The organism is Actinomycetospora sp. NBRC 106375 (assembly GCF_030269665.1).
GTDB lineage: Bacteria > Actinomycetota > Actinomycetes > Mycobacteriales > Pseudonocardiaceae > Actinomycetospora.
Genome location: NZ_BSTS01000011.1, coordinates 134,959 through 158,871, shown reverse-complemented (window position 1 = coordinate 158,871; position 23,913 = coordinate 134,959). Strand labels below are relative to the sequence as shown.

Sequence of the window (23,913 nt, the reverse complement as noted above, 5' to 3'; positions counted from 1 at the left end):
CGAAGCGTCGTGAAATCGAGGTGAGACAGCATGTCCGGCACCGACGAGTCCGGCGGCACGACGCGGGACGACGCCGCAGCGCAGGACCACGCGGCCGAGGACGGCGAGCGCGCGGGCACGGCGGTGGGCGTCGCCGACCGCGGCGAGTTCTCCGGAACGCCGAGCGCGTCGGAGGACTCGGCGACGGAGTCCGACGCGAGCACGTCGGACGACGGGACCGAGGCGGCCGAGAAGGCCGACACGACCGAGACGGCCGACACGACCGGGAAGACCGGGACCGGCGCGACGGCCTCCGACGACGAGGACGACGAGGACGACGACCCGGCCGGGACCGTGCCGGCCTCGAGCGCGTCGGGCGACGACGACCTCGACGACACGGTGGACGATGACGACGAGGACGACGAGGACGCCCCGCGCCGTCCGTGGCTGACGATCGCGCTCGGCGCGGTCGCGGCCGCCGCGATCATCGCCCTGGCCGTCACCTCACTGATCATCCCGGGCTGGGCGGTCAAGCCGGGCTCGCCGGACTCCGTCGCGGAGCGGGTCTCGACCGCGCTCGCCACGAAGAACCCGTCCGAGCTCGAGGCCGTCTCCTGCCACAACCAGCAGGGCCAGGCGACCAACCCGTTCCCGCCCGACGCGCTGCAGATCATCCAGTCGGCGCGCCCGGCCGGCCCGCCGCGCCTGGAGCTCGACACGCAGGCCGTGGCCCCGATGGACCTCACGCTGTCCGCGCAGGGCCAGACGCAGAACCTGCCCGCCGACATCGTCCTCGCGGTGACCGACGGCGACTGGTGCATGGCGGGTGTCTCGCAGCGCCAGTAGCCGCGAGGATCACGGCGTGGACGAACAGAGCGTCGTGGTCGAGCGCCGGGGTGCCGTCACCGTCGTCACCCTGAACCGGCCGGACAAGCGCAACGCCGTCGACCGCGCGACCGCGGAACGCCTCGCCGAGGCGTTCCGCGGGTTCGACGCGGACGACGACGCGGCGGTCGCGATCCTGCGCGGCGCAGGGCCGTCCTTCTGCGCCGGCGCCGACCTCGCGGCGGTCAGCCGCGGCGAAGGCAACCGCGTCGAGCCCGACGGCGACGGGCCGATGGGGCCGACGCGCCTGCGCCTGGGCAAGCCGGTGATCGCGGCGGTGCACGGCCACGCCGTGGCGGGCGGGCTCGAGCTCGCGCTCTGGGCCGACCTGCGCGTCGCCGACGAGACCGCGGTGTTCGGGGTGTTCTGCCGGCGGTGGGGTGTCCCGCTGATCGACGGCGGCACCGTGCGCCTGCCGCGGCTCATCGGGCGCAGCCAGGCGCTGGACCTCGTCCTCACCGGCCGGCCCGTCGCCGCCGACGAGGCGCTGCGGATGGGCCTCGCGAACCGCGTCGTCCCCGCCGGCACGGCCCTCGACGCGAGCCTCGAGCTCGCCGAGCAGCTCGCCGCGTTCCCGCAGACCTGCCTGCGCGAGGACCGCGCGTCGCTGCTCGACCAGGAGTCGCTCGACGAGGACGCCGCCCTGCGCCGGGAGTTCGCCCACGGCCAGGTGTCCCTGGGCGCCGACACCGTCGCCGGCGCCACCCGCTTCGCCTCCGGCGCCGGCCGCCACGGCTCCTTCTCCTCATCCTCCCCTGGCTGACGCACCGAGGAGTGCCGCACACGGGGTGTGCGAGCAATGCGGCTTTCCTGGCGTGTGACGCCAGGATCGCCACATCCTCGGTGCGCGACACGCCGAGGGGTGTCAGCCTGGCGTCGCCGCTCACGATCAACGTCAGGCAACCCACCACGATCACGGGCGGGGCAGGGGGACCTCCCGGCCGTCGACGACGAGCCGGCCGCCCGGCCGCAGCACCGCGGCGAGGCGCTCGAGGGCGCGGCGCTCCCGCGTGGGGTGGCGGCCGTCGAGCACGCCGACGCGCACGGCGAACGCGAGGTCGAACGGCTCCTCGCCGGGCGCGAGCACGAGATCCTCGACCGCCACCTGCCGCACGCTCAGCAGGCCCGCGGCGATCTCGTCCGCGCAGCCCTGCACGGCCTGGCGGACCTCCGTGGCCGACCGGTCGACGGCGAGGACGTGGCCGGGAGCGACCCGGGCGGCAACGGCGCGCGCCGCCGCGCCCGGCCCGCACCCGATCTCCAGCACGCGCATTCCGGGCGCGAGGGACAGACCGTCCACGATCGCCGCCAGCCGGGGCGAGAGGGCGGGCGTCACGACCGTGACCGTAGACGCCCACGACGCCCGCGAGCTGCCATGATGCGGGCATGGTGACGCCGTGACGCAGCCCGAGCCGCGCCCCTCCCCCCGCATCGGGACGGCCGAGCGGGAGGCGGCGATGAAGGCCCTCGACGCCCACCTCGAAGCCGGCCGCCTCGACCCGGAGGAGTACGGCGAGCGCAGCGCCAAGGTCACCGAGGCCCGCACCGCCGAGGACCTCGAGCCCCTGTTCGTCGACCTGCCCGAACCCCACCGGCTGTCCGCGCACGGTGCCGTCGCCGCCCGCGAGGACCGCCGTCCCGCCGCGGCCGCCCCGCCGGGAGCTCCCGCGCGGCGGGAACCGAGCGCCCTCGCCCGCTACGGGCCCGCGGTCAGCGCCGCGCTGCCGATCATCGCGCTGATCCTGTTCTTCACGGTGCCGATCGCGAACTCCTGGGTCTTCTTCCTGCTCATCCCGCTCGGCGGCGCGCTGTTCGCGCGGTCGCGCCAGGAGCAGCAGGGCGACGACCGGGACACCTGACCCACCTCGTTCGTTCCGTGGCCATCCACCGCCCCGCCGTGGGACCATGCCCGCCCCTGCCCGTCGCGCCGGCAGGGCCGGTGACCCGAGCGTCGAGAGCAGGGGTGACGGCGATGTCGTCGACGGCAGGACCGTACGGCCCGAGCGACGGCCCCACGGTGCGGATCGACCGCGGCGGGACGGCCACGCGCTCCACGATGCTCTGGCAGGCGCTCAGCGCGCTGTCCCTGCTCGCGATGGGCGGCATCCACCTCTATCTCGCCCTGACGAGCACCGGCGGCATCCTGGGGATCCTCTTCATCCTCAACGGGATCGGGGGCGCGGTCCTCGCGATCGCGGTGCTCGTGACGCGGGGGCGCCTGCTCGCCGTCGCGACGGTGCTCGCGCTGCTCTTCCTCGCCGGCACCCTGCTCTGCCTCGTCCTCGCCCTGACCGTCGGTCTCTTCGGCATCGAGTCGAGCCTCGACTACGAGCTCGCGCCGACCACGCTCGTCGTGGAGTCGGTCGGCACGGTCATCCTGTTGATCACCACGGTGCTCGTGCTGCGCCGACCCGCGCCGGCGACCACCGCCGCCCACCGCCGCTGACACCGGGGGGTCGCTACCGTCGGCGAGGGTGAGCACGCGGGCGTGGATGAGCTGGTCGGGCGGCAAGGACGGCGCGTTCGCGCTCGCGACGGCCCGGCGGACACCGGGCACGGAGATCGCCGGACTGCACACGACGGTGCTGGCGACCGGCGAGGTGGCGGCGAGCTTCGTCCCCCGCCGGTTCGTCGAGGCCCAGGCCGCGGCACTCGGCATGCCGCTCGAGACCGTCGAGCTGCCGTCGCCGTGCCCGAACGACGTCTACGAGCAGCGCACCCGCGCGTCGTGGGCCCGGCTGCGCGACGGTGGTGCCACCGCGGTCCTGTACGGCGACCTCTTCCTCGCCGACATCCGCGCCTACCGCGAGCAGGCGCTCGCCGGCACGGGCCTCGACGCCCGCTTCCCGCTGTTCGGGCGTCCCACCGGACCGCTCGCCCACGCGATGCTCGACCGCGGCGTCCGGGCGCTCGTCGTGTGCGCCGACCCCGCCCGGGTGCCCGCGGAGATCGTCGGGCGGGTGTGGGACGCCGCGCTGATCCGCGAGCTCGGCGCCGGCGTCGACCCGTGCGGGGAGAACGGCGAGTTCCACACGCTCGTCACCGACGGACCGGGGTTCGCCCGTCCGGTCGCCGCGCGGGTGACCGGGACGGCCGAACGCGAGGGGTTCGTGACGGCGACGCTCGACGGCTGAGCCGCGGCCACGGCAGGCTCTGCCCCATGGCGCTCCGGACGGTCGCCGACGGGGTCCGACTCGGCGCCCTCGTCCCCGGCGAGCTGCTCAACACCGTCGTGCTGACGGGCCCCGACGGCGACGTCGTCGTCGACGCCGGGCTGCCCTGGTCGGGGCGCCGGCTCGCCGCCCTCCTGCGCGGCCGCCACGTCGTCGAGCACGCCGTCACCCACGCCCACGGCGACCACGTCGGCGCGAGCGCGTGGCTCTGCCGGCAGACCGGGGCGCCGCTGGCCATGGGCACGGCGGACGCCGACCTGTTCGAGGGCGGGCGCCTCGACACGCACGCGGGCGCCCTGGGGCGCGTGGTCCTCGCCCCGCTGGCCCGGGAGCGCCGTCGCGTCGACCGCCGCCTCGCCGAGGGCGACCGCGTCGCCGGCTTCGCGGTCCTCGCCGTGCCCGGCCACAGCCCCGGGACGCTCGCGCTGTGGCGGGAGGAGGACCGCGTCCTCGTCGTCGGCGACGGGCCCGTCAACGTGTCCTCCGACCCGGCCGCGCCCCGGTGGCTCCCGCTGCCCCGGGGACTCCACGACGACCCGGCGGGTGCGGACGCCGCGCGCCGCCGGCTCGCCGGACTCCGACCGTCGCTGGTGGTCGGTCTGCACGGCCGACCGGTCGCTGCGCCGGACGCCTGGGCGCGCGCCGCCGGGGCCCGCTGAGCCTCCCCGCCCGGGCGCGGCGGGCGTAACGTCGCACGATGGCGAAGGAGCAGAAGGACAAGAGATCGCAACAGGACGACGATCCGGTCGCCACCGCCCTGACGAGCCCGGACGCGCCGATCTCGTCGAACGGAGGAGCGGCGAGCGCCGGCTCCCGGCGGGCGACGCCGAAGGCGGCTCCCCGCACGACGCCGAGCCCGGCGGCGCCCGTCGCGCGGACCGTCGACCCTCCCGCCGAGAAGGCCCCGGCCGGCACCGTGCACGGCCTGGCCGACTCCGCGGTGTCGGCCGTCGAGGGCACCGCCTGGGCGATCACGCGGGTGCTGCCCCACCGCGGACCCGTCTACCTGGGCGGCGCTGCGCTGCTCGTGCTCGGCGTCGTCGACCTGCCCGTCGCGCTCGGCGGCGCGCTGGCCTACGAGGCGCTGCGGCGCTGGGAGCCGGCACGCCCGGCCGCCGGCTGACGACGCTCAGGTGTTCCGCGGGAAGCCCAGGTCGAGCTCGCCGGAATCGCCGCGGCGGGCGGGGTCGGTCCAGCGGGAGGTGACGACCTTGCCGCGGGTGAAGAAGTGCACGCCCTCGGTGCCGTGGGCGTGGGTGTCGCCGAACAGCGAGTTCTTCCAGCCGCCGAAGCTGTAGTAGGCCATCGGCACCGGGACCGGGACGTTGATGCCGACCATCCCGACCTCGACCTCGTGCTGGAACCGCCGCGCGGCGCCGCCGTCGTGGGTGAACAGCGCCGTGCCGTTGCCGTACGGGTTGGCGTTGACCAGCGCCACCGCCTCGTCGTAGGTGTCCACCCGCAGCACGGAGAGCACCGGGCCGAAGATCTCGTCGGTGTAGATCGACATGTCGGTGCCGACGTGGTCGAACAGGGTCGGGCCCACGAAGAACCCCGCGCCGTCCGCGTCGGGCGACACCCCGCGCCCGTCGACGACCAGCGACGCGCCGGCCGCCTCGCCGGCGTCGACGTAGCCCGACACCTTCTCCTGCGCCGCCCGGGTCACGAGGGGACCCATGTCCGACCCGCGGCGCCCGTCGCCGGTCACCAGCCCGCGGACCCGCGCGGCGATCTTCTCGACCAGCGTGTCGCCGCACGCTCCCACGGCCACGACCGCCGAGATCGCCATGCAGCGCTCCCCCGCAGAGCCGAACCCGGCGTTGACGGCCTGGTCGGCGGCCAGGTCCAGGTCGGCGTCGGGCAGCACCACCATGTGGTTCTTCGCCCCGCCCAGGGCCTGGACCCGCTTGCCCGCGGCCGTGGCGGTCTCGTAGACGTACCGGGCGATCGGCGTCGACCCGACGAAGCTGACGCTCTTGACGTCGGGGTGGTGCAGCAGCCCGTCGACGGCGGTCCTGTCGCCGTGCAGGACGTTGAACACCCCGTCGGGCAGCCCCGCCTCGCACCAGAGCTCGGCGAGCCACTGCGCGGCCGACGGGACCTTCTCGCTCGGCTTGAGCACGACCGTGTTGCCCGCGGCGATGGCGATCGGGAAGAACCACATCGGCACCATGGCCGGGAAGTTGAACGGGCTGATGATCCCGACCACCCCGAGGGGCTGGCGGATCGAGGACACGTCGATCCCGGTGGAGGCGTTCTCGGTGGCGCTGCCCTTGAGCAGGTGCGGTATCCCGCACGCGAACTCCACGACCTCCTGACCGCGGGCGACCTCGCCGGCGGCGTCGGAGAGGACCTTGCCGTGCTCGGCGGTGATGATCGCGGCCAGCTCGTCGGCGCGGGCGTTGAGCAGCTCCCGGAACGCGAACAGGATGCGGGTGCGCTCCGTCAGCGAGGTCTCGCGCCACGCCGGCCACGCGTCGCGTGCCGATCCCACGACCGCCGCCACGTCGGCCTCCGTCGCGAAGGCGACCTGACGGCTCACCTCCCCGGTGGCCGGGTCGGTGACGTCACCGCGCTGGTCGCCGGACGACTTCAGGGCCGCGCCGCCCGCCCAGTGCTGCAGGGTCTCCATCAGGACCTCCACTCCTCTAGCGAACGCCGGCCAGCAGCTCGTCGGCCCACACGGCGGTCTTGGTGCGCTGGCTCGCCGCGGCGGTCAGCCGGTGCGCCGCGAGCAGGTACGCCGACGCGCGCGCGACCTCCGGGGCCTGCGCGGGCAGGCACCGGGCCGAGAACTCCTCGAGCACCCGCCCGCCGGGGAAACGGCAGCGCTCGTGGCGGGCGTGCGGGAGCCGGCAGCGGGGACGCGGCACCGAGGCGCGCTCGACGCGCAGCGGGCCGTGCGCCCACAGCTCGCCGTCGAGATCCGGCACCCCGTAGGCCAGGAGCGCCGCCTGCGGGCCGGTGAGCAGCTCCCGGGGGTCGAGGACGCTGTCGCGCAGCGCGATCGCGAGCCCGGCGGGCACGCGCTCCCGCACCTCCGAGCTGTGGTAGACCGCGCCGGGAAGGACGTCGAGCTCGACCCGGCCGCCCGTGGGGCGGGGCAGGTCCGGCACCGCGACGGCGCCGGACCCGCGCAGCCGGACGGTGAGGTCCCAGCGGTCGCGGCCCCGGTCACGCAGGCGCAGGTGGACCCCCGCACGGGCGAGCGCGAGGTCGACGGTGTCGAGCAGGTGCAGCCGGCGGTGCCGCACGCGGACCGCGTGCGTCCCCGAGAGCAGCGCCGCGGTGTCGTCGCCGGGCGTGAGGAGGATCTTGATCTCGACGCTGTCGGCGCCGCTCCCGGCGATCGCGTCCCACTGCCGGTCGCCCGCGGGCGGGAACCCGAGGGCCTCGGCGAGGTCGCCGGGGAACGGCGGGGCGTGGTCGAGCATGCGCGCTCCCTGCGCGACGGCCGGGTCGCGGGTTCGGGGGCCTCGGATCCGCGGCGGGCTGCTCGACCGCGGCGTGGTGACCGTACCCGCCGCGACCAGGCGCGACGACCCGATCGAGGGAACGCCTGATCGGTCAGGCGGCGTAGCCCTCGACCATCAGGAGGTCTTCTTTCCCTCCCACAGCTCACCGCCCGTGAGCACATAGACGAACGGCACGATCGGCACGAGCGCGAGGACGGCCCAGACGATCTTCGCGGTGCCGCTGAGCTCGGGGCGCACGACGAGGTTGAGCCAGACGAGGATCACCGCGACGGGGTGCAGGAAGCAGACCAGGAGCTCCGCGAGCTTCTTCATCGCACGTCCTCCCCGGGCGGTCGATCTCCGGAGGAGACCGTAGCGGCGTCCCCGCGAACGGCACCAGGGCCGCCGCAGGTCAGGCGGGCAGCAGGGCGCGCAGCACGGTCTCCACGTCGCCCGCCCGCCAGGGGACGGGATCGCACCAGCAGCGCAGGAACAGGCCGTCGACGGCGGCACCGACCCCGGCGCGCCGGGCCGGCTCGGGCACCAGGGGGGCCAGCAGGGCGTCCAGGGCGCCGGTCCAGCGCGACCACTCCTCGCGCAGCGCCGGGCGCCGTCCGGCCTGCAGGAACAGCTCGTACTCCGCGTCGACGGTGTAGCCGCGCTCGGAGCCGGCGGCCTGCGCGACGAGCGCGGCGAGGGCGGGCACCGGGTCGGCGTCCCGGGCACACCGCCCGAGCGCGGCGACGTAGGCGTCGTTCACCGCGGCGAGCGTCGCCGAGAGCAGGGCGTCGACGGTCGGGAAGTGGTAGCTCACGAGGCTCGGCGTGAGCCCGGCCTCGGCCGCGACCGCGCGCTGGGTGACCGCCGCGATCCCGCCGCGGGCGATGACCCGCATCGTCGCCTCGCGCAGCTCCCGGCGGCGCTCGTCGCCCTTGCGGCGCCGGCCGTCCACCGTCGGGGACCCCGCGGAGCGCCTCACGCCGTGCGCCCCCCGAGCTCGAGGGCGAGGACGCCGGCGATGACGAGGCCGATGCCGCCGACCTGCACCCACGTCAGCGACTCGCCGAGCAGCACGGTGCCGGCGATCGCGACGAGGGCGACGCCCGCCGCCGCCCACAGCCCGTAGGCGACACCGATGCCCAGGCCGCGAGTGAGGGCCTGCGAGAGCAGGGCGAACGCCGCCAGGTACCCGACGACGACCACCACCGACGGCACGAGGCGCGTGAAGCCCGCCGAGAGCTTGAGCGAGACGGTCGCCGCGACCTCACAGGTGATCGCGAGAGCGAGGAGGACGTACGCCAAACGTCAGCCTCCCTTCTGATCAATCCGGAAAACTGGTCACTTGCCCTAGATTATAGCCTCGCGGAAACATTCGTCCCCTCTCCGGGGTGGCGACTCCGATCAATTGGGCGATACTCGGTCGCGCACAACCGGGAGGAGGACGGCATGGCGGGCGTCGGGGCGACGGAGCCGGTGGCGCGGTACCGGTGGTCGAGCACCGATCCGGAGGAGGCGACCGAGTACCTGCGGTCGACCTACGCCGACTTCAGGCCACCCCGCATCCCGCGCGACGGCTTCAGTTTCTGGACCCAGCACGCCGCATCCGGCCCGCTCGCGGTCAGCCGCCTGCGCCACTCGGGGCCGTTCGAGAGCCGCATCGAGCCGCCGTCGTCGCTCCTGGTCGTGCAGACGTTGACCGGCGGGCCGTACCACCTCGTCGACGGCGGACGCGAGGTGAACGGGACGCTCAAGCTCTCCCCCACCTGGTCGGCGTACGACACGGGGTGGGAGGACGTCACCGTGCAGGTGGTGTCGCTCGCTCTCGACGAGGTCGCCCGGATCGGCGCCGAGCTCTCCGGCCTCGAGCCCTCGGCGGTGTCGTTCACCTCCGCCGCGCCGATCTCCTCCGCCCTCGCCGGCTACTGGTGCCGGCTGAGCACCCACGTCCACGACGAGGTGCTGGACTCCGACGCCCTCATGGGCGAACCGCTCGTGCGCGCGAACACCGTGCGCGGGCTGGCGGTCGCGCTGCTCGCGACCTTCCCGAACACCGCGCTCGACGTCCTGTCGGCTCCCGGGCTCGGGGACGACGCCGCGGAGCCGGCGACCGTGCGCCGCGCGGTGGAGTTCATGGACGCGCACGCCCACGAGGACATCGGCCTCACCGAGATCGCCGACGCCGCGCGGATCGGGGCACGGTCACTGCAGCTCGCGTTCCGGCGGCACCGCGACACGACCCCGCTCGAGTACCTGCGCCGCGTGCGTCTCGACGGCGCCCACCGCGACCTGCTCGACGCCGACCCCACCCGGGGCGACCGGGTGGAGACCATCGCCGCCCGCTGGGGCTTCGCCCATCCCGGGCGCTTCTCGGTGATCTACCGCGAGCACTTCGGTCAGTCCCCCAGCGCGACCCTGCGCCGGTAGGCGGACGGCACCTCACGCGGGCCGGTCGACCGCGAAGATCTGGAGGTCGTCGGGGGTGCCCTTGAGCCGGGTGTGCCAGCGCTTACGGCGCACCCGCAGGGCCGCCTCGTCGAGGCGGGCGAGCACGTCGCCGCTCACGAGGATCTCGTCGGGCCCGGCCCGGTCGCCGAGACGGGCGGCGGTGTTGACCGCGACGCCGAGGTAGTCGCCGCCCACGCGGCGCGGCTGCCCGAGGTGCAGGCCCGCGCGCATCCGCGGCGTCCACCCGCCCGCCGACACCCGGGCGAGGCGGGTCCGGGCCTCGAACACGGCCTCCAGCGCCTCCACCGGATCGGCGAACGCCGCCATCATCCCGTCGCCGAGCCGCTTGACCACCGTGCCCGCGTGGTCGGTCACCGGCTTCTCCCACGCCTCGCTGACCTCGCGCAGGACGCGCTGGACCTCGGCGTCGCCGGCCTCCAGCGCCCACCGCGAGAACTCGACGAGGTCGGTGAACACGAGGACGACCTCCCGGTCGCCGGTCCCGCCGCCGAACCGCTCGAGCACCGCCTGCCACAGCTGCAGGCCGCCGAGCCCCACCTCGCGCGTCACGCCGGGCCGGTCGCCGGTCAGCTCGACGACCGCGCGGCCGGCGAACTCCGCGTGCCGCGCCCCGCCCAGCGAGAGCGGGTCGCCGAAGTGCGCGTCGCCGGGCAGCGCCCGCCGCACCCGCTGGACGGCGGCGCGCAGACCCTCGGACCGGTCCAGCTCGCGGAACCGGCGCCCGGCCCCGGCCACCGCCGCGCGAGCCCGCCGGGCCCGGCTCTCCGCGTCGTCCTCCGTGCTCATGCGGTGATCGTCCCGCACGCCCGGCTCAGAGGTCGGCGCGGCGCTCGGCGAGGGTCGCGGCGACGTCGCGCAGCTTGACGTTGAGGTCCTGCGAGGCACGGCGCAGCACGTCGAAGGCCTGGTCGGCGGGCAGGCCCCGCCGCTCCATGAGGATGCCCTTGGCCTGGCCGATGATGTCCCGGGACTCGAGGGCGGTGGTGAACTGCACGTCGCGCAGCTCGGCGGCCTCGGTGACCGTCACGTAGGCCAGCGCGGTGGACACGTGCGCCGCGAGCAGCACCGCCGCCTCGCGGTCGGCGTGCGAGAAGCCGCCCGCGGGGTACCGGTAGAAGTTCAGGGCCCCGCGCAGCGGCCGCTTCTCGCCGACCGGGAAGAGCCCGACGGCGAACACGCTGTGCACGCCGAGCGCGGCGGCGGCGGGCCCGAACCGCGGGAAGCCCTCGTCGCGGCCCAGCTCGTCGCTCTGCGCGACGCCCAGGCCGCCGGCCTCGAGGGCCCGGACGCACGGTCCCTCCTCGTGGTCGTACTGGACCTCGTCGAGCCGGACCGCCAGGGGATCCGAGTGCGCCGGGGTGGCGTAGCCCTCGTGGTCGCCGCGGCGCAGGGTCACGCTGACGACGTCGGCGTCGGCGATGACGCGGGTGGCGACGTCGACGACGCGCTCGAGCACGCCGTTCACCCCGCCGGGGCCGGTCTCGGCCAGGAGGGACCGCGAGAGGTCGCCGACGGCCTCGGCGAGCAGGCCGATGCGCGGACCGCCGTTCGGCGCCGTCCCCCGAGCGGGATAGCCGTCGTTGCCGTGCGCGCGCGCCGTCGCGTCCTCGGCCACGAAGGCGGAACGCTCGGCGTTCCAGTCCACCTCGCTGTCCTGGCTGGTCACCGCGTCTCCCCTCTCTGCGCCGGCCGGGTCCCCCGTCCATGCTCATCCTGCCCGGCGTGTCCCCGCCGGGTGACGCGTACCCACCCGAGGGGACAAGCTATCCGGCGAGCGCCGCCGCCACCCGCCCCGCGAGCGTGACGTTGCCGCGGTAGACGGCGACGTTGACGGCCAGGCTGCGTCCCCCGGTGGCGCGCCGGACGTGGTCGAGCAGGAACGGCGTCGTGTCGTGCCCCGTCACGCCGTGGTCGGCGGCCTCGGCCAGCGCCGCGTCGAGGACCGCGCGGTGCTCGTCGACGTCGAGCTGGTCCGCCGCCGCGACCGGGTTCGCGAGCAGCACCGCCGACCGCAGCCCCAGCGCGTCCCGAGCCGCCACGACGGCCGCCGCCTCCTCGGGACTGTCGACCCGCGCCGGCACCGGCACCCCGGCGTCGCGGACGTAGAAGCCAGGGAAGGTGTCGGTGCCGTAGCCGAGCACCGTCACGTTGAGCGTCTCGAGCCGCTCGAGCGTGGCCGGCACGTCGAGGATCGACTTGACCCCCGCCGACACCACGAGGATCGGGAGACCGGCCAGGGCCACGAGGTCGGCGGACTCGTCGAAGGTCGCCGCGGCGCCCCGGTGCACGCCGCCGAGGCCACCGGTCGCGAACACGCCGATCCCGGCCCGGCGCGCGAGCAGCGCCGTCGCCGCGACCGTCGTGCCGCCGTGCTCCCCGCGGGCCAGCGCCACCGGCAGGTCGCGGACGCTGACCTTCGTGACGGCGTCGTCGGTCGCGAGCCGGTCGAGCTCCGCGCCGGAGAGGCCGACGACCGGCCGCCCCGCGACGACGCCGACGGTCGCCGGGACGACGCCGGCGGCGCGGAGCAGGCTCTCGGCCTCGGTGGCGACCGCGAGGTTCTCCGGGCGCGGCAGGCCGTGCGTGACGATCGTGGTCTCGAGCGCGACCACGGGCCGGCCGGCGGCGACCGCGTCACGGACCTCCGCGGACACCGACACGGCGGGTGACGGGAACGACAGGGGCGACACGGCTCCCTACCCTCGCACCGTGAGCGACTACACGGTGGCCGACCACCTCGTCGACCGGCTGGCCGAGCTGGGCGTGGACCGGATCTTCGGGGTCCCCGGGGACTACAGCCTCGCGATGCTCGACCACGTCACGCACCACCCGACGGTGCGGTGGACCGGGTGCACCAACGAGCTCAACGCGGGCTACGCCGCCGACGGGTACGGCCGGCTGCGCGGGATCGCGGCGCTCTGCACGACGTTCGGCGTGGGCGAGCTGAGCGCGATCAACGCGATCGCCGGCGCCTACGCCGAGCACGTCCCGGTGGTGCACGTGGTCGGCGCGCCGGCGCTCAGCGCGCAGGCCCAGCGCCGCCCGGTGCACCACACGCTGGGCGACGGGGTCTTCGGCCACTTCACCGCGATGCACACCGACATCACCGTCGCCCGCGCGTCGCTGACGTTCGACGACGCCGTCGCCGAGATCGACCGGGTGCTGCGCGAGGTCCGCGACCGCCGCCTGCCCGGCTACCTCGTGGTCCCCGCCGACGTCGCGGCCGCGCCGGCCGAGCGCGCCACCACGGCGCTGCCCGCCCCGGTCGACACCACCGACCCGGAGGCCCTGGCGGGGTTCGTGGAGACCGCGCGCCGGCTCCTGGAGTCGGCGTCCTCGCCCGACGACGTCGCCGTGCTCGCCGGGCTCTCGGTGCACCGGCTCGGGGCGGCGGAGACGCTCGCCGGCCTCGTCGCCGCCGGTCCGCTGCCGCACGCGACCACGCCGTGGGCGAAGAGCCTCGTCGACGAGAGCGCGCCCCGGTTCGCCGGCACCTACACCGGTGCCGCGAGCCCGCCCGCGACGCGGGCCGCCATCGAGGACGCGGCGGTGCTGATCGTCGCCGGGGTGACGTTCACCGACCTCGACAGCGGCATGTTCACCCAGCACATCACCCGCAGCCGCACCATCGACGTCGGCCCGCGCACGGCGAGCGTCGGGGCGGCCTCCTTCGCGCCGGTGGAGCTGCCGACCGCGCTCGCCGCGCTGCAGGGCCTCGTCGCCGACGTCGCCGACCGCCGCGAGGGCCCCGCACCCTCGGAGCCTCTCGCCGCACCGACCCCGGCCGCGGACACCGCCCCGGACGACGAGCCGCTGGGGCAGGACGGCCTGTGGCGGGAGGTCGGCGCGTTCCTGCGCAGCGGTGACGTCGTCCTCGCCGATCAGGGCACGAGCTTCTACGGCATGGCCCCGCACCGCCTGCCCCACGGCGTGACGTTCGTCGGCCAGCCGCTGTGGGCGTCGATCGGCTACACGCTCCCCGCGCTGCTCGGCACGTGCACCGCGAAGCCGGGGCAGCGCGGGGTCCTGCTCATCGGCGACGGCGCCGCGCAGATGACCGCCACCGAGCTCGCGACCGTCCTGCGCGAGCGCATCCCGGCGGTGATCGTCGTCGTCGACAACGACGGCTACACCGTCGAGCGCGCCATCCACGGGCCCGCCGAGCCCTACAACGACATCACTCCCTGGGACTGGCCGCTCCTGGCCCGCGCGATGGGCGGGGGTGACCAGGTGGTGGCGTCGCGCGTGGACACCGTCGGCGCCCTGCGCACCGCGCTGGCGGACGCCGACGCGCACCCCGAGCGCGTCACGCTCGTGCAGGCGGTCGTCCCCCGCGACGACGTGCCCGAGCTGCTCGCCGCCCTCACCCGGCAGCTGGGGAAGGCGCCGGCGCGCTGACGCTCACGGCTCGAGGTTCCGGTAGCCGGGGTGCACGCCGGGGCGCAGGCCCTGGTCGGCGGCGACCTTGGCGAGAAGGTCCCGCAGGGTCGCGCGCTCGTCGGCGTCCAGCGCGGCGAGCACGGCGTCGTCGTGCTCGCGGGCGACCCGCCCGATGTCGGCCATCAGCGCCGTGCCCGCCGCCGTGAGGTGCACGGCGTACAGGCGCCGGTCGGTGGGATTGCGGCGCCGCTCGACGAGCCCGCGCGCCTCGAGGCCGTCGACGAGGGCCACCAGCCGCGTGGCCGGGGTGCCCAGCTGCTCGGCGAGCGCCTGCTGGCTGCTGCCCGGCGTCGCCGCGATCGCGCGCAGCAGCCCCGTCTGCGGCGGCGTCAGGTCGAGCGCGGCGATCCGGCCCGCGAAGGCCTGGGCGGCGTGGGTGCCGAGCTGCGTGAGCAGGAAGGCCCCGCCCGCCGGCGGTGGTGCTCCCGTCGAGGTCACGACCCGAACGATAGCCCTTGACGAACCGTGGCACCACGGCAACCATGACAAAGTGTAACGATTCGCCACCGGAGGGGGAGCCGTGACCATCGCGGACGCCCGGCCCGCCGCGCGCACCCTCGACTGGCCGCGGGCCCTCTGGCTCGCGGGCGCCGTGCTGCTCGTCGCGATGGTCGGGCACGTCGTCGCCCTGGTGCTGCTCGGCGGGCCGGTCAGCGGGCCGGTGTCGCTGCGCAAGCCCGCCACGTTCGCCGAGACCGGCTGGCTGCTGTGCTGGTCGGTCGCCGTGGTCCTGCCGCGGCTGCGGACGCGTCCCTGGCAGCGTCACGTCGTCGGGGCCACCGTGCTCGCCTTCGCCGTCGGGGAGACGGCGATCATCGCGATCGAGGCCTGGCGCGGCGTGCCCAGCCACTACAACTTCACGACCCCGCTCGACACCGCCCTCATGCGCGGCGGCGCGGCCGGCACCGCGGCGGTGTTCGTGGCCGGCGTGGTCGTGCTGCTGGTGACGACGCTGCGCTCGCGCGACACGCGGCCCGAGCTGCGCGTGGGCGTCGCCGCGGGCGTGCTCGTCCTCCTCACCGGGTGCGCCGTCGGCATGATCATGATCTCGACCAACAGCGGCGTCTACCGCGGCGGGATCGGCAGCGGGTTCGGGCGCAGCGGCGCGTACTTCGGCCCCGACACCGCGACCGTCGGCCCCGACCTCGCCGGCTTCCGCCCGGCCACCGCCGGCGGGGACCTCGTGCTGCCCCACGCGATCGGCGTCCACGGCCTGCTGCTGCTCGCCGTCCCCGCCGTCCTGCTCGCCGGGACGGCGCTGCGGCACCGTGTCGCGGTCGCGTCGACCATGGCCGGCGCCGTGCTCCTCACCCTCGCGGTCCTGCTCGCGCACGCGTTCCGGATGCTGCCGCTCGACGCCCTCGGCGCCCCGGCCCTGCTCGTGCTCGCCGGGTGCGCCGCCGCCTATCTGGGCGCGCTGGTCACCACGCTGCGGGCCGCGTGGCTCGCGAGATCGGGATCCCGGTGACGAACGCCCTCACATCTGCGCGGGATCGTCACCGGGACAGCGATCGCGCGGCCAGCGTGCGGCGCAGCGTGGCCAGGAACGTGTCGGGCTCGCAGGTCAGCTCGTGCCAGTGGGTGCGCAGCACGACCCAGCCCGCCGCCGCGAGCGCGGACTGCCGCGGCCCGTCGAGCAGGAACGCCCGCTGCCCCCGGTGGTAGGCCCACCCGTCGACCTCCAGGACCACCTTCTGGTCGTCGAACACCACGTCGCCCACCGCGCGGCCGTAGCCGGGCAGCAGGATCTCGGTGTTCGCGCTCCAGCCGCGAAGCCCGCCGGCGTGCATCAGGCGGTGCGAGAGCCGCTCCGCCTCCGAGCGCGCCCCGCCCGCGGCCAGGGCGAGCAGCCTCGCCGCCAGCGGCGCCCCGACCCGCCCGATGGTGCGGTAGTGGACCGCCCGGAGGTCGGGGAGGCGCACGCGGCGGCGCAGCAGCGCCCGGTCCACCAGCTGCGCGCCGTCGGCGAGCCCGAGACGGGTCGCCGCGTCGAGCACCGAGCACGCCCGCGTGGTGACCGCCAGGCGGCGGTGCCGGCACCGGTCGACCGCGGCGACATCACGCCGGTGCAGGTCGACGCCCTCGCGCGGGCGGACCTGCCGGTCCCGCCCCAGCGCGATCTCCACGAGTGCCGGGGGCCGCTCGTGCAGGTCCCACCACCACACCGCCGACCGCCCGACCAGCACCGCACCCTCGCCGACCGACAGCATCGCCGCGACCGTCCTCGACTCCGGGGTCTGCTCGTGCTCGGCGACCTGGACGACGCGCACGCCGGCGGGCAGCCAGGCGCGGGTGGCCAGGCGGCGGCGGATGGTGGCCTCGCTCAGCCCGGCCTCCCGGGCCTGGGCGAAGCTCAGGACACCGTGCTGGGCGCGGGCGAGTCGGCGGATGGCGGCGTCGGACGATGTGCTCACACCGGGTTCGACGCAGCCGCTCCCCCCGGGGATCCACCCGGTTTCGCGGATGATCCCGGTCTCGGTGACGAAACCACTCACATCTGCGCGGGATCGTCACCCGGACGACGATCGCAGTCGGGTCAGGCCCGCTCCGCCGTCCGGTCGCCGTCCTCGGCCGGAGCGCGGGGTGTGACGACCTCGACGTCCGGGCCGGCGGTCTCGAGCCGCTCCACCAGGCGGGGGGTGACGCCCGCGTAGGCGGCGGGGTCGACGGGGTTCAGCCACTGCTTGAACCGCGCGCCGCGGGAGATGTCGAGGTCGACGTCGCCCAGCACCTCGTCGACGTTGTGCAGCGAGAACGGGATGATCTTGGTGCCTCGGCAGTGGTGGCCGTCGGTGGCGGCGTCCATGAACGCCAGCTGGGCGTCGACCTCCCCGCGCAGCTCGTCCCGGTCGGGCAGGTCGAGGCGCCCGGCGAGCAGCGACGCGATCCAGACCGCCGCCATCTCGGCGTTGAGCGGGCTGAAGAACGAGGAGTTGTAGCCGGCGAACGTGAGGTCGTCGACGGCGACCGGGAGGATCTGGCGGTAGAGCAGGAAGTTGCCGCGCTCGTCGACCAGGCGACCGGCGACGTCGGCGGGCAGGAAGGGCACGCCCTGGCGGAAGCCGGTGGCGCACACCAGCAGGTCGGCCGGCAGGACGCTCCCGTCGTCGAGCTCGACGTGCGGGGCGCCGTCCTTCTCGAGCAGGCGGGTGATCGTGCGGTCGCGACGGACCGCGATGTCCCCTGCCCCCACGGCCTCGTAGAAGCCGTCGGTGGTCAGGCCGATGGCGCCGCGGACGATGTCCTCGAAGCGCCCGCGCGGCACGAGGTCGAGCTTCGCGAGCCCGAACTGGCGCGTCGTGACCGGGCCGAGGGAGTCGAGCATCCGGCGGCGCAGCGGGTTCGCCGGTCCGTGCAGGAACGTCTCGACGCCGCGCAGGTAGCGGTAGCGGAAGAGCGACTCGCCGAGACGGGTCAGCAGCAGGTGCTTGAAGTTGAGCACCCCGCCCACCCAGCGCGGCACCTTCCACACCAGCTGGCGCGCGACGACCGTCGTCGACGCGGCGGTCCCGGAGACGGCGACGGCGACGTCGCACGCGGTCTTGCCGTAGCCGAGGACGACGGTGTGCCTGCCGCGGGTCCGCTCGGCGTCGTGCAGATCGGTCGCCGGCATGACCGTGCCGCCGGCGGCGGTGAACTCCGCGAGACCGGGCAGCTCCGGCATCGCCGGCGCGCAGAACACGCCGTTGGCGACCACGAGGTGGTCGACCGCGTCGGTGCCCGCGTGCGCGCCGGAGGTCGTCAGCACCCAGCCGGTGTCGCCGGGGACGGCGGCGGTCACCTCGGTCTCCAGGCGCAGCAGCCGGTCGACGCCGGTGTGCTCGGCGTACGCCGCGAGGTAGGCCTGGACCTGCTCGCCCGAGGGCCACTCGGGGTGGTCGGCGGGCATGGGGAAGTCGGAGAACACGTAGGTGTCGCGCGGGCTCTGCGTCGACAGGCCCGGGTAGCGCCGCGTCGCGCTCCAGACGCCGCCGACGTCGGGCGTGCGGTCGTAGACGACGACGTCGTGCCCGACCTGGGTGAGCACCTTCGCGGTGACGAGCCCGGCGACGCCGGCCCCGATGATCCCGACCCTCACGACGGGGTCCCCGCACCCGGCGCCGCGGCGCCCTCGGGCAGACGCAGCTCGATGCCGAAGTCCGCCATGATCGCCTTCATGACCGAGATGTCCTTCGGCCCGGGCGGCAGGTCGGCGAGCGCCTGGTAGTACGCCTCGAGCCCGGCCGGCGAGACCACCGAGATCACGCGCGCCTCGTCGTCGTACGGGTTGCGGAAGGTGTGCACGACGTCGCGGGGCAGCAGCAGGTAGTCGCCGTGGCCGATGGTGACGTCCTCGCCGCCGAGCATCACGTCGAGCTTCCCGGCGAGGCAGATGAACGACTCGTCCTCGCGGGTGTGCACGTGCGGCGGCGGGCCGCTGACCCCGCCGGGGATGGCGTACTCGAACAGCGAGTAGGCGTCCTTCGTGTTCTCGCCCGTGGCCTTCGCCGTGATGTTCAGCCCGATCGCCGGGATCTGCCGGCCCTCCCGGGACGAGAGCATGTATCCGCCGCCCAACGACATCGGTGCCTCCTCATGTGGGTGGGGTCACAGAGTCAGCCGGGGTCTCGACGGCACCAACATCGCGTCCCGCTCACCGGGACCGCGGGTCAGCGGCGGGCGCTGTACGCCCGGGACGCGGCCGCGGCCGCGAGCTGCACCGGCGGGCCCGCGCGCTCCGAGCGCACCGCCGCCGACGGGCCGGTCACCGAGAGCGCGGCGACGACCTCGCCCAGCGGCCCGAAGATCGGCGCGGCCACGCAGGAGACGCCGATGTTGCCCTCCTCGCGCTCGACGGCCCAGCCCCGGTCGGGGATCGCGGCGAGCTCGCGGCGCACGGCGTCCGGCCCGGTCAGGGTGCGGGGCGTGCGCGCCGGCAGCGGCCCGGAGAGGGCGACGTCGACGGCCTCGGCGGGCGACCACGCGAGGATCGCCCGGCCCAGCGCCGAGCAGTACGCGGGGATCGTGCCGCCCACCTGCGAGAGCATCGGCATCGGCCGGTGCCCGGTGATCTTCTCGACCACCAGGACCTCGGCCCCGTGCAGCACGCCGAGCTGCACGGCCACCTTCACCGCGGCGTGCAGGTCGTGCAGGAACGGCAGCACCGCCTCGCGCAGCTCGTGGCGGATCGGCACCAGGCCGGAGAGCTCGAAGAGCCGCTGGCCGATGCGGTACCGGTCGGCGGGCTTGTCGAGCCAGCCCAGCCGCAGCATCCGGTCGGCGGTCCGGTGGGTGGTCGAGCGCGGCAGCCCGCACCGGCGCACCAGCGAGGCGAGGGTCAGCTCGCGGTGCGTCGCGTCGAACGCGTCGAGGATCGCCGCGGCCCGGTCGAGGCCGCCCGACGCCGCCGCTGCGCCGTCGAGGACACCGACCTCGTCCCGGACGTCCCGTTGAGTGGGACTGACCATCGCTGTCTCCTCCCGGCGCCGGTCACGCTGCTCGGTGTCCGGCAGCATCCAGGGAGGGCGTCATCAAGGCAACCACGGCTCTGGTGGGCGGCGGCGCGAGCGGGATCGGGCGCGCCACCGCCGAGCGGCTCGCGCACGACGGCTGGGACGTGGTCCTCGCCGGGCGCACCGAGGAGACCCTGCGGGCCACCGCGGCGGACCTGACGGAGGCGACCGGTCGCGAGGTCCGGTGGGCCGTCGCCGACCTCGCCGACCCGGACGGCGCCGACGACCTGGTGGCCGAGGTCGAGGACCGCTTCGGGGAGATCGCCGTCCTGGTGCTCAACGCCGGCGGTCCGCGGCCCGCCCGCATCCTCGACGTCGACGCGGACGACTGGCGCGACGGCGCCGACCTGCTGCTGATCGGCCCCCTGGCGGTCGCCCGGAACGTCGTCGCCGGCATGCAGGAGCGGGGTTTCGGGCGGGTCGTCGTCGTCACCTCGACCGCGGTCCGCCAGCCGATGCCCGACCTGGCGATCTCCACCGTCCTGCGCTCGGCGATGACCGCGGCCGCGAAGCTGCTCGCCACCGAGGTCGCCGGCGACGGGGTGACCGTCAACTGCGTGGCGCCCGGGCCGGTCGCGACGGACCGCCGCGCGCAGATCCTGGCCAACCGCGCGGCGGCGACGGGCGCGAGCCCCGAGCAGGCCGACGCCGACGACCTCGCGGTCGTCCCCGCCGGACGGTCCGGCACCCCCGACGAGATCGCCGCGGCGATCGCCTTCCTCGCCTCGCCCGCGGCGGGCTACGTGACCGGCACGGTGCTGACCGTGGACGGCGGACGGACGGAGACGACGTGGTGAGCTTCGACGTGGCCGCGTTCCTCGCGGGCCTGAACCCCGAGGTGCCGCCGAGCGGCGCCCGACCGCTCGTCGTGCACCCCGACGAGCTCCAGCCCCTGCCCGCCGGCGAGGTGCACAACCCGACGTCGCTGTCGGTCGTCGGGAACCTCCCGACGGCGACGTTCGAGCTGTTCCGCCAGACGATCCCCCCGTCGGCGAGCTCGGACATGCAGCGCCACCACCACGAGACCGTCCACTTCGTGATCTCGGGCGACGGCTACAGCGAGATCGAGGACGAGACCGTCGAGTGGACGACCGGCAGCTTCGTCTACACCCCGCCGTGGACCTGGCACCGGCACTACAACGCCTCGACCGAGCAGCCGGTCGAGTTCCTGACGATCGAGAACTCGCGGCTGCTCGGGGCGCTCGGGGTCAACCGGCGACAGAGCGCCGGGCTGGTCACCGTGGCCGAGGCCCGCGCCATGTTCAAAGGGGATCCCTCATGACGGACCACGTCAGCATCTGGGCCGAGCTCGCGGACGTCGACCACGAGCTCCGCCACCTCGACGTGGGCGGGGTGCGCACGCGCGTGCTGCGCGCCGGGGCGGGCCCCGACCTCGTCCTGCTCCACGGGACCGGCGGGCACCTCGAGGCCTACGCCCGCGACATCGCCGGGCTCGCGCGGAGCTTCCGCGTCACCGCCTACGACATGGTCGGCCACGGCTGGTCGGCCCTCCCCGACATGCCCTACACCGTCGACGTCCTCTCCGACCACCTGCTCGGGCTCATGGACGCCCTCGGCATCGGGCGCGCGCACCTGTCCGGGGAGTCGCTCGGCGGGTGGGTCGTGGCGTGGACCGCCGCGCACCACCCCGAGCGCGTCGAGTGCATCGTGCTCAACACCCCGGGCAACATCGCGAACAAGCCCGAGGTCATGGCACGGCTGAAGGCCAGCACGACGGCCGCGGTGGAGGACCCGTCCGACGCGACGGTGCGCGCCCGCGTCGCGTGGCTGTTCCACGACACGACCATGGTCACCGACGAGCTCGTCGACCTGCGCCGCGCCGTCTACACCCGCGACGGCTTCCGCCGCGCCGTCGACAACATCCTCGTGCTGCAGGACCCCGCGACGCGCGCCCGCTTCAGCTGGGACCCGTCCTGGGTCGGGCGGATCACCGCGCCGACGCTGCTGCTCTGGACCGACCACGACCCCACCGGCGGGCTTGACGAGGCGCAGATGCTGCTCGACTGGCTGCCCGACGCCCGGCTGCACGTGATCACCGGCGCCGGGCACTGGCCGCAGTGGGAGAAGCCGGGCGAGTTCGTCGAGCAGCACGAGGCCTTCCTGGGCGCCGTGCGGGTGACGGCATGAGCGAGATCGTCGGCTTCGTCGGGATGTCGCACTCGCCGTTCGCGACGCTCCTGCCCCCCGCGGGCCCCGACGACCCGGGCGCGCCCTTCCTCGCGGACGCCGCGCGGGTGCGCGACGCCGTCGCCCGCCTGGCGCCCGACGCCGTCGTCGTCGTGGGCCCCGACCACTTCCACGGCAACTTCTACGACGTCATGCCCCCGTTCGTGCTCGGCGTCGAGGAGGCCGTCGGGTTCGGCGACTACGGCAGCACCTCCGGCCCGCTGCCGGTGGCGGGCGACCTCGCGTGGTCGGTGTACGACGGGCTCACCGACGCCGGGTTCGACCTCGCGCTGTCCTACGCCCTGACCGTCGACCACGGCATCGTGCAGGGCTACGAGATGGTCACCGGCGGGACGACGATCCCGCTCGTCCCGCTCGTGGTGAACACCGCCGCCCCGCCGCTGCCGACGCTCGCGCGCTGCGTGGCGCTCGGGGACGCGCTCGGCAAAGCGCTCGCGGCCGGTCCGGCGGGCCGCGTGCTGGTGGTCGCCAGCGGCGGGCTGTCGCACTGGCTGCCGTCGAACGACCCGCGGGACCCCTCGGTGGTGGGCGAGAAGCGCGCGTCGCTGATCCACGGACGGCAGGACGCGCAGGCGTTCGCCGCGGCGCGCGAGCCCAAGGTGCGCGCGATGGGCGGCGACCCGGACGCGCGGGTGAACGACGCCTGGGACCGCTGGTTCCTCGACCGCCTCACCGCGGGCGACCTCGACGCGATCGCGGCGCTCGGGCACGAGGGTCTCGAGGAGGCGGCGGGCACCGGGGGCCACGAGATCCGCACCTGGCTGATCGGCGCGGCCGCGGTCGCGACGCCGCTGGCGTGGACCAGCTACGAGCCGGTGCCGGAGTGGATCACGGGGATGGGCAGCGGGGCGACGTTCGCGGTGCCGTGATCAGCCGAGGTCGGCGAGCACCGCGCGGTGGTCGCTGCCGGGCAGGTCGAGCACCCGCGTCCGGTGGACCGCGATCCCGCCGCCGGCCAGGACGTGGTCGATACGGAACCCGAGCCGGCGGGGCCAGTGCGCGGGCCACGTCGGCGGGCCTCCCGGCGTGCGCCCGTCCCCGAGGGCGGCGATCGCGCGGTGCTCGACGGTGGTGTTGAGGTCGCCGGCGATCACCGTCGGCCCACCCGCCGCGGCGCGCCAGGCGGCCGCGAGGTCGAGCTCGGCGGCCCAGCGGCCGGTCAGGCCGGGGACCGGGGCCACCGGGTGCGCCGCGAGCACCCGCACGTCGCCCAGCGCGCCGCCGCGCACCTCGAGCCAGCCGTAGGACGCCTCGGTGACCGCCGGAGCGACGTCGACGGCACCGAGCGAGCCGGCGGTGAGCACCGTGGTCCACGGGCCGTCGGGGTCGTCCGGTACGTGCCGATCGGGGCGCGGCGGCGGAGCCGTGACGGCCCGGTGGCCGGCGGGCAGCTCGGCCTCGAGCCGCGCCAGGAACGGCTTGCCCGCCTCGGGGAGGACGACGAGGTCGGGGCGGTGGGTGCGCACGATCGCCGCCAGCGCGGCCGGGTCGGCGCGGCCCTGCCAGACGTTGGCGACGAGGACGGTGAGGCGCACCGGGCCGGGCGCGGGCCGGCGCCCGCTCCGCCGCCGCGGGTCCGCGAGCACCGCCCCGGCGACGGCCGCCGCGCCGAGGGCGGCGGGGCGGGCACGCGGGTGGACGGCCGTCAGCGCACCGGCCGCGACGCCGACGCCGCCGGCGAGCGCCGGCCGTGCGGCGAGCAGCGCCGGCCACGGGAAGCTGCGCTCGCGGCCGACGGTCTCGGGGACGAGCAGCGCCGTCGCCGCGCCGGCCCCCGCCGCGGCGCCGAGCACCGCGCCTCCCCTGCCCACGGCG

29 protein-coding genes are annotated in these 23,913 nt (G+C 75.6%); 14 read left to right on the top strand and 15 right to left on the bottom strand.

Features of this window, described 5'->3' with window-relative positions; all coding sequences use genetic code 11:
• Nucleotides 1-30: 30 nt before the first annotated feature.
• Both QSK03_RS19575 and QSK03_RS19570 read left to right on the top strand, forming a co-directional pair.
• Nucleotides 31-825: a hypothetical protein gene (locus QSK03_RS19575; protein WP_285655443.1), complete on the top strand. Its 795-nt coding sequence runs from the start codon at nt 31-33 to the stop codon at nt 823-825.
• 16 nt (nt 826-841) lie between these two features.
• A complete protein-coding gene (locus QSK03_RS19570) occupies nt 842-1,627 on the top strand; it encodes a crotonase/enoyl-CoA hydratase family protein (RefSeq protein ID WP_285655441.1) in 786 nt (261 codons plus the stop codon).
• A 150-nt stretch (nt 1,628-1,777) separates the two neighbouring features.
• On the opposite strand, the gene QSK03_RS19565 is transcribed toward QSK03_RS19570, so the two are convergent.
• Nucleotides 1,778-2,296: an SAM-dependent methyltransferase gene (locus QSK03_RS19565; protein WP_285655439.1), complete on the bottom strand. Its 519-nt coding sequence runs from the start codon at nt 2,294-2,296 to the stop codon at nt 1,778-1,780.
• Here QSK03_RS19565 and QSK03_RS19560 point away from each other — a divergent pair.
• From QSK03_RS19560 to QSK03_RS19540, 5 genes are all read left to right on the top strand, one after another.
• The gene (locus QSK03_RS19560; protein ID WP_285655437.1) at nt 2,262-2,723 is read left to right on the top strand and encodes a DUF1707 SHOCT-like domain-containing protein; all 462 of its coding nucleotides are present in this window, start codon (nt 2,262-2,264) and stop codon (nt 2,721-2,723) included. The two genes, QSK03_RS19565 and QSK03_RS19560, sit on opposite strands and share 35 nt — an antisense overlap.
• A gap of 113 nt (nt 2,724-2,836) precedes the next feature.
• On the top strand, nt 2,837-3,310 hold the full coding sequence (locus tag QSK03_RS19555; protein WP_285655436.1) for a hypothetical protein: 474 nt from the start codon (nt 2,837-2,839) through the stop codon (nt 3,308-3,310).
• Between the two features lie 28 nt (nt 3,311-3,338).
• Entirely contained in the window at nt 3,339-3,998 is a 660-nt protein-coding gene (locus tag QSK03_RS19550) for a Dph6-related ATP pyrophosphatase (RefSeq protein WP_285655432.1), read from the top strand.
• Between the two features lie 26 nt (nt 3,999-4,024).
• Nucleotides 4,025-4,696 (top strand): MBL fold metallo-hydrolase, encoded by a 672-nt coding sequence (locus QSK03_RS19545; RefSeq protein WP_285655425.1) that lies wholly within the window; start codon nt 4,025-4,027, stop codon nt 4,694-4,696.
• A gap of 38 nt (nt 4,697-4,734) precedes the next feature.
• The gene (locus tag QSK03_RS19540) at nt 4,735-5,160 is read left to right on the top strand and encodes a hypothetical protein (protein WP_285655422.1); all 426 of its coding nucleotides are present in this window, start codon (nt 4,735-4,737) and stop codon (nt 5,158-5,160) included.
• Between the two features lie 6 nt (nt 5,161-5,166).
• Here the strand turns inward: QSK03_RS19540 and QSK03_RS19535 are convergent, their stop codons facing one another.
• From QSK03_RS19535 to QSK03_RS19515, 5 genes are all read right to left on the bottom strand, one after another.
• Nucleotides 5,167-6,669, bottom strand: coding sequence for a CoA-acylating methylmalonate-semialdehyde dehydrogenase (locus tag QSK03_RS19535; RefSeq protein ID WP_285655419.1), 1,503 nt, complete (start codon nt 6,667-6,669; stop codon nt 5,167-5,169).
• 16 nt (nt 6,670-6,685) lie between these two features.
• A complete protein-coding gene (locus tag QSK03_RS19530) occupies nt 6,686-7,471 on the bottom strand; it encodes a hypothetical protein (protein ID WP_285655416.1) in 786 nt (261 codons plus the stop codon).
• 156 nt (nt 7,472-7,627) lie between these two features.
• Nucleotides 7,628-7,825, bottom strand: a complete 198-nt coding sequence (locus tag QSK03_RS19525) for a hypothetical protein (RefSeq protein WP_285655413.1) — start codon at nt 7,823-7,825, stop codon at nt 7,628-7,630.
• Nucleotides 7,826-7,904: 79 nt separating this feature from the next.
• Nucleotides 7,905-8,444, bottom strand: coding sequence for a TetR/AcrR family transcriptional regulator (locus QSK03_RS19520; protein ID WP_285655410.1), 540 nt, complete (start codon nt 8,442-8,444; stop codon nt 7,905-7,907).
• Between the two features lie 23 nt (nt 8,445-8,467).
• The gene (locus QSK03_RS19515) at nt 8,468-8,794 is read right to left on the bottom strand and encodes a DMT family transporter (protein ID WP_285655408.1); all 327 of its coding nucleotides are present in this window, start codon (nt 8,792-8,794) and stop codon (nt 8,468-8,470) included.
• Between the two features lie 144 nt (nt 8,795-8,938).
• Here QSK03_RS19515 and QSK03_RS19510 point away from each other — a divergent pair, with 144 nt between their 5' ends.
• Nucleotides 8,939-9,916, top strand: coding sequence for an AraC family transcriptional regulator (locus QSK03_RS19510; RefSeq protein WP_285655406.1), 978 nt, complete (start codon nt 8,939-8,941; stop codon nt 9,914-9,916).
• Nucleotides 9,917-9,928: 12 nt separating this feature from the next.
• Here the strand turns inward: QSK03_RS19510 and QSK03_RS19505 are convergent, their stop codons facing one another.
• The 3 genes from QSK03_RS19505 to QSK03_RS19495 all read right to left on the bottom strand — a co-directional run bounded on the left by QSK03_RS19505 (nt 9,929) and on the right by QSK03_RS19495 (nt 12,648).
• On the bottom strand, nt 9,929-10,744 hold the full coding sequence (locus QSK03_RS19505; protein ID WP_285655399.1) for an adenylate/guanylate cyclase domain-containing protein: 816 nt from the start codon (nt 10,742-10,744) through the stop codon (nt 9,929-9,931).
• A 25-nt stretch (nt 10,745-10,769) separates the two neighbouring features.
• The gene (locus tag QSK03_RS19500; RefSeq protein WP_285655397.1) at nt 10,770-11,624 is read right to left on the bottom strand and encodes a GAF and ANTAR domain-containing protein; all 855 of its coding nucleotides are present in this window, start codon (nt 11,622-11,624) and stop codon (nt 10,770-10,772) included.
• Between the two features lie 97 nt (nt 11,625-11,721).
• Nucleotides 11,722-12,648, bottom strand: coding sequence for a pseudouridine-5'-phosphate glycosidase (locus tag QSK03_RS19495; protein WP_502872193.1), 927 nt, complete (start codon nt 12,646-12,648; stop codon nt 11,722-11,724).
• Between the two features lie 19 nt (nt 12,649-12,667).
• On the opposite strand from QSK03_RS19495, the gene QSK03_RS19490 reads away from it, so the two are divergent.
• Nucleotides 12,668-14,356, top strand: a complete 1,689-nt coding sequence (locus tag QSK03_RS19490; RefSeq protein ID WP_285655395.1) for an alpha-keto acid decarboxylase family protein — start codon at nt 12,668-12,670, stop codon at nt 14,354-14,356.
• 3 nt (nt 14,357-14,359) lie between these two features.
• Here QSK03_RS19490 and QSK03_RS19485 read toward each other — a convergent pair whose 3' ends face one another.
• Nucleotides 14,360-14,836: a MarR family winged helix-turn-helix transcriptional regulator gene (locus tag QSK03_RS19485; RefSeq protein WP_285655393.1), complete on the bottom strand. Its 477-nt coding sequence runs from the start codon at nt 14,834-14,836 to the stop codon at nt 14,360-14,362.
• A gap of 82 nt (nt 14,837-14,918) precedes the next feature.
• Between QSK03_RS19485 and QSK03_RS19480 the strand changes: the two genes are divergently transcribed.
• The gene (locus tag QSK03_RS19480) at nt 14,919-15,866 is read left to right on the top strand and encodes a hypothetical protein (protein WP_285655391.1); all 948 of its coding nucleotides are present in this window, start codon (nt 14,919-14,921) and stop codon (nt 15,864-15,866) included.
• A 28-nt stretch (nt 15,867-15,894) separates the two neighbouring features.
• On the opposite strand, the gene QSK03_RS19475 is transcribed toward QSK03_RS19480, so the two are convergent.
• The 4 genes from QSK03_RS19475 to QSK03_RS19460 all read right to left on the bottom strand — a co-directional run bounded on the left by QSK03_RS19475 (nt 15,895) and on the right by QSK03_RS19460 (nt 19,845).
• Nucleotides 15,895-16,812, bottom strand: a complete 918-nt coding sequence (locus tag QSK03_RS19475) for a DUF559 domain-containing protein (protein ID WP_285655389.1) — start codon at nt 16,810-16,812, stop codon at nt 15,895-15,897.
• A 122-nt stretch (nt 16,813-16,934) separates the two neighbouring features.
• Nucleotides 16,935-18,476 carry a flavin-containing monooxygenase gene (locus QSK03_RS19470; RefSeq protein WP_285655387.1) on the bottom strand — a complete coding sequence of 514 codons (1,542 nt, stop codon included), beginning with the start codon at nt 18,474-18,476 and terminating at the stop codon, nt 16,935-16,937.
• A complete protein-coding gene (locus QSK03_RS19465) occupies nt 18,473-18,961 on the bottom strand; it encodes a cupin domain-containing protein (RefSeq protein ID WP_285655385.1) in 489 nt (162 codons plus the stop codon). Before QSK03_RS19465 ends, QSK03_RS19470 begins: the two co-directional genes overlap by 4 nt.
• 86 nt (nt 18,962-19,047) lie before the next feature.
• Entirely contained in the window at nt 19,048-19,845 is a 798-nt protein-coding gene (locus QSK03_RS19460; RefSeq protein WP_285655383.1) for an IclR family transcriptional regulator, read from the bottom strand.
• Between the two features lie 62 nt (nt 19,846-19,907).
• Between QSK03_RS19460 and QSK03_RS19455 the strand changes: the two genes are divergently transcribed.
• From QSK03_RS19455 to QSK03_RS19440, 4 genes are read left to right on the top strand one after another with little or no spacing between them, the layout of a single operon-like run.
• Nucleotides 19,908-20,687, top strand: coding sequence for an SDR family oxidoreductase (locus QSK03_RS19455; protein ID WP_502872197.1), 780 nt, complete (start codon nt 19,908-19,910; stop codon nt 20,685-20,687).
• On the top strand, nt 20,684-21,172 hold the full coding sequence (locus QSK03_RS19450) for a cupin domain-containing protein (protein WP_285655378.1): 489 nt from the start codon (nt 20,684-20,686) through the stop codon (nt 21,170-21,172). The genes QSK03_RS19455 and QSK03_RS19450 overlap by 4 nt, the downstream gene beginning before the upstream one ends.
• Nucleotides 21,169-22,038 carry an alpha/beta fold hydrolase gene (locus QSK03_RS19445; RefSeq protein ID WP_285655375.1) on the top strand — a complete coding sequence of 290 codons (870 nt, stop codon included), beginning with the start codon at nt 21,169-21,171 and terminating at the stop codon, nt 22,036-22,038. Before QSK03_RS19450 ends, QSK03_RS19445 begins: the two co-directional genes overlap by 4 nt.
• Nucleotides 22,035-22,967, top strand: coding sequence for a DODA-type extradiol aromatic ring-opening family dioxygenase (locus tag QSK03_RS19440; RefSeq protein ID WP_285655371.1), 933 nt, complete (start codon nt 22,035-22,037; stop codon nt 22,965-22,967). Before QSK03_RS19445 ends, QSK03_RS19440 begins: the two co-directional genes overlap by 4 nt.
• On the opposite strand, the gene QSK03_RS19435 is transcribed toward QSK03_RS19440, so the two are convergent.
• Nucleotides 22,968-23,909 (bottom strand): endonuclease/exonuclease/phosphatase family protein, encoded by a 942-nt coding sequence (locus tag QSK03_RS19435; protein WP_285655368.1) that lies wholly within the window; start codon nt 23,907-23,909, stop codon nt 22,968-22,970. It abuts the gene before it with no gap.
• Nucleotides 23,910-23,913: the final 4 nt, after the last annotated feature.

What these genes read in the sequence shown, in the direction of transcription:
- QSK03_RS19575 (WP_285655443.1), top strand. Translation starts at nt 31, where the DNA reads ATGTCCGGCACCGACGAGTCCGGCGGCACGACGCGGGACGACGCCGCA.
- QSK03_RS19565 (WP_285655439.1), bottom strand. Translation starts at nt 2,296, where the DNA reads ATGCGGGGGGAGGGGCGCGGCTCGGGCTGCGTCACGGCGTCACCATGC.
- QSK03_RS19555 (WP_285655436.1), top strand. Translation starts at nt 2,837, where the DNA reads ATGTCGTCGACGGCAGGACCGTACGGCCCGAGCGACGGCCCCACGGTG.
- QSK03_RS19545 (WP_285655425.1), top strand. Translation starts at nt 4,025, where the DNA reads ATGGCGCTCCGGACGGTCGCCGACGGGGTCCGACTCGGCGCCCTCGTC.
- QSK03_RS19540 (WP_285655422.1), top strand. Translation starts at nt 4,735, where the DNA reads ATGGCGAAGGAGCAGAAGGACAAGAGATCGCAACAGGACGACGATCCG.
- QSK03_RS19535 (WP_285655419.1), bottom strand. Translation starts at nt 6,669, where the DNA reads ATGGAGACCCTGCAGCACTGGGCGGGCGGCGCGGCCCTGAAGTCGTCC.
- QSK03_RS19530 (WP_285655416.1), bottom strand. Translation starts at nt 7,471, where the DNA reads ATGCTCGACCACGCCCCGCCGTTCCCCGGCGACCTCGCCGAGGCCCTC.
- QSK03_RS19525 (WP_285655413.1), bottom strand. Translation starts at nt 7,825, where the DNA reads ATGAAGAAGCTCGCGGAGCTCCTGGTCTGCTTCCTGCACCCCGTCGCG.
- QSK03_RS19510 (WP_285655406.1), top strand. Translation starts at nt 8,939, where the DNA reads ATGGCGGGCGTCGGGGCGACGGAGCCGGTGGCGCGGTACCGGTGGTCG.
- QSK03_RS19505 (WP_285655399.1), bottom strand. Translation starts at nt 10,744, where the DNA reads ATGAGCACGGAGGACGACGCGGAGAGCCGGGCCCGGCGGGCTCGCGCG.
- QSK03_RS19465 (WP_285655385.1), bottom strand. Translation starts at nt 18,961, where the DNA reads ATGTCGTTGGGCGGCGGATACATGCTCTCGTCCCGGGAGGGCCGGCAG.
- QSK03_RS19460 (WP_285655383.1), bottom strand. Translation starts at nt 19,845, where the DNA reads ATGGTCAGTCCCACTCAACGGGACGTCCGGGACGAGGTCGGTGTCCTC.
- QSK03_RS19445 (WP_285655375.1), top strand. Translation starts at nt 21,169, where the DNA reads ATGACGGACCACGTCAGCATCTGGGCCGAGCTCGCGGACGTCGACCAC.
- QSK03_RS19440 (WP_285655371.1), top strand. Translation starts at nt 22,035, where the DNA reads ATGAGCGAGATCGTCGGCTTCGTCGGGATGTCGCACTCGCCGTTCGCG.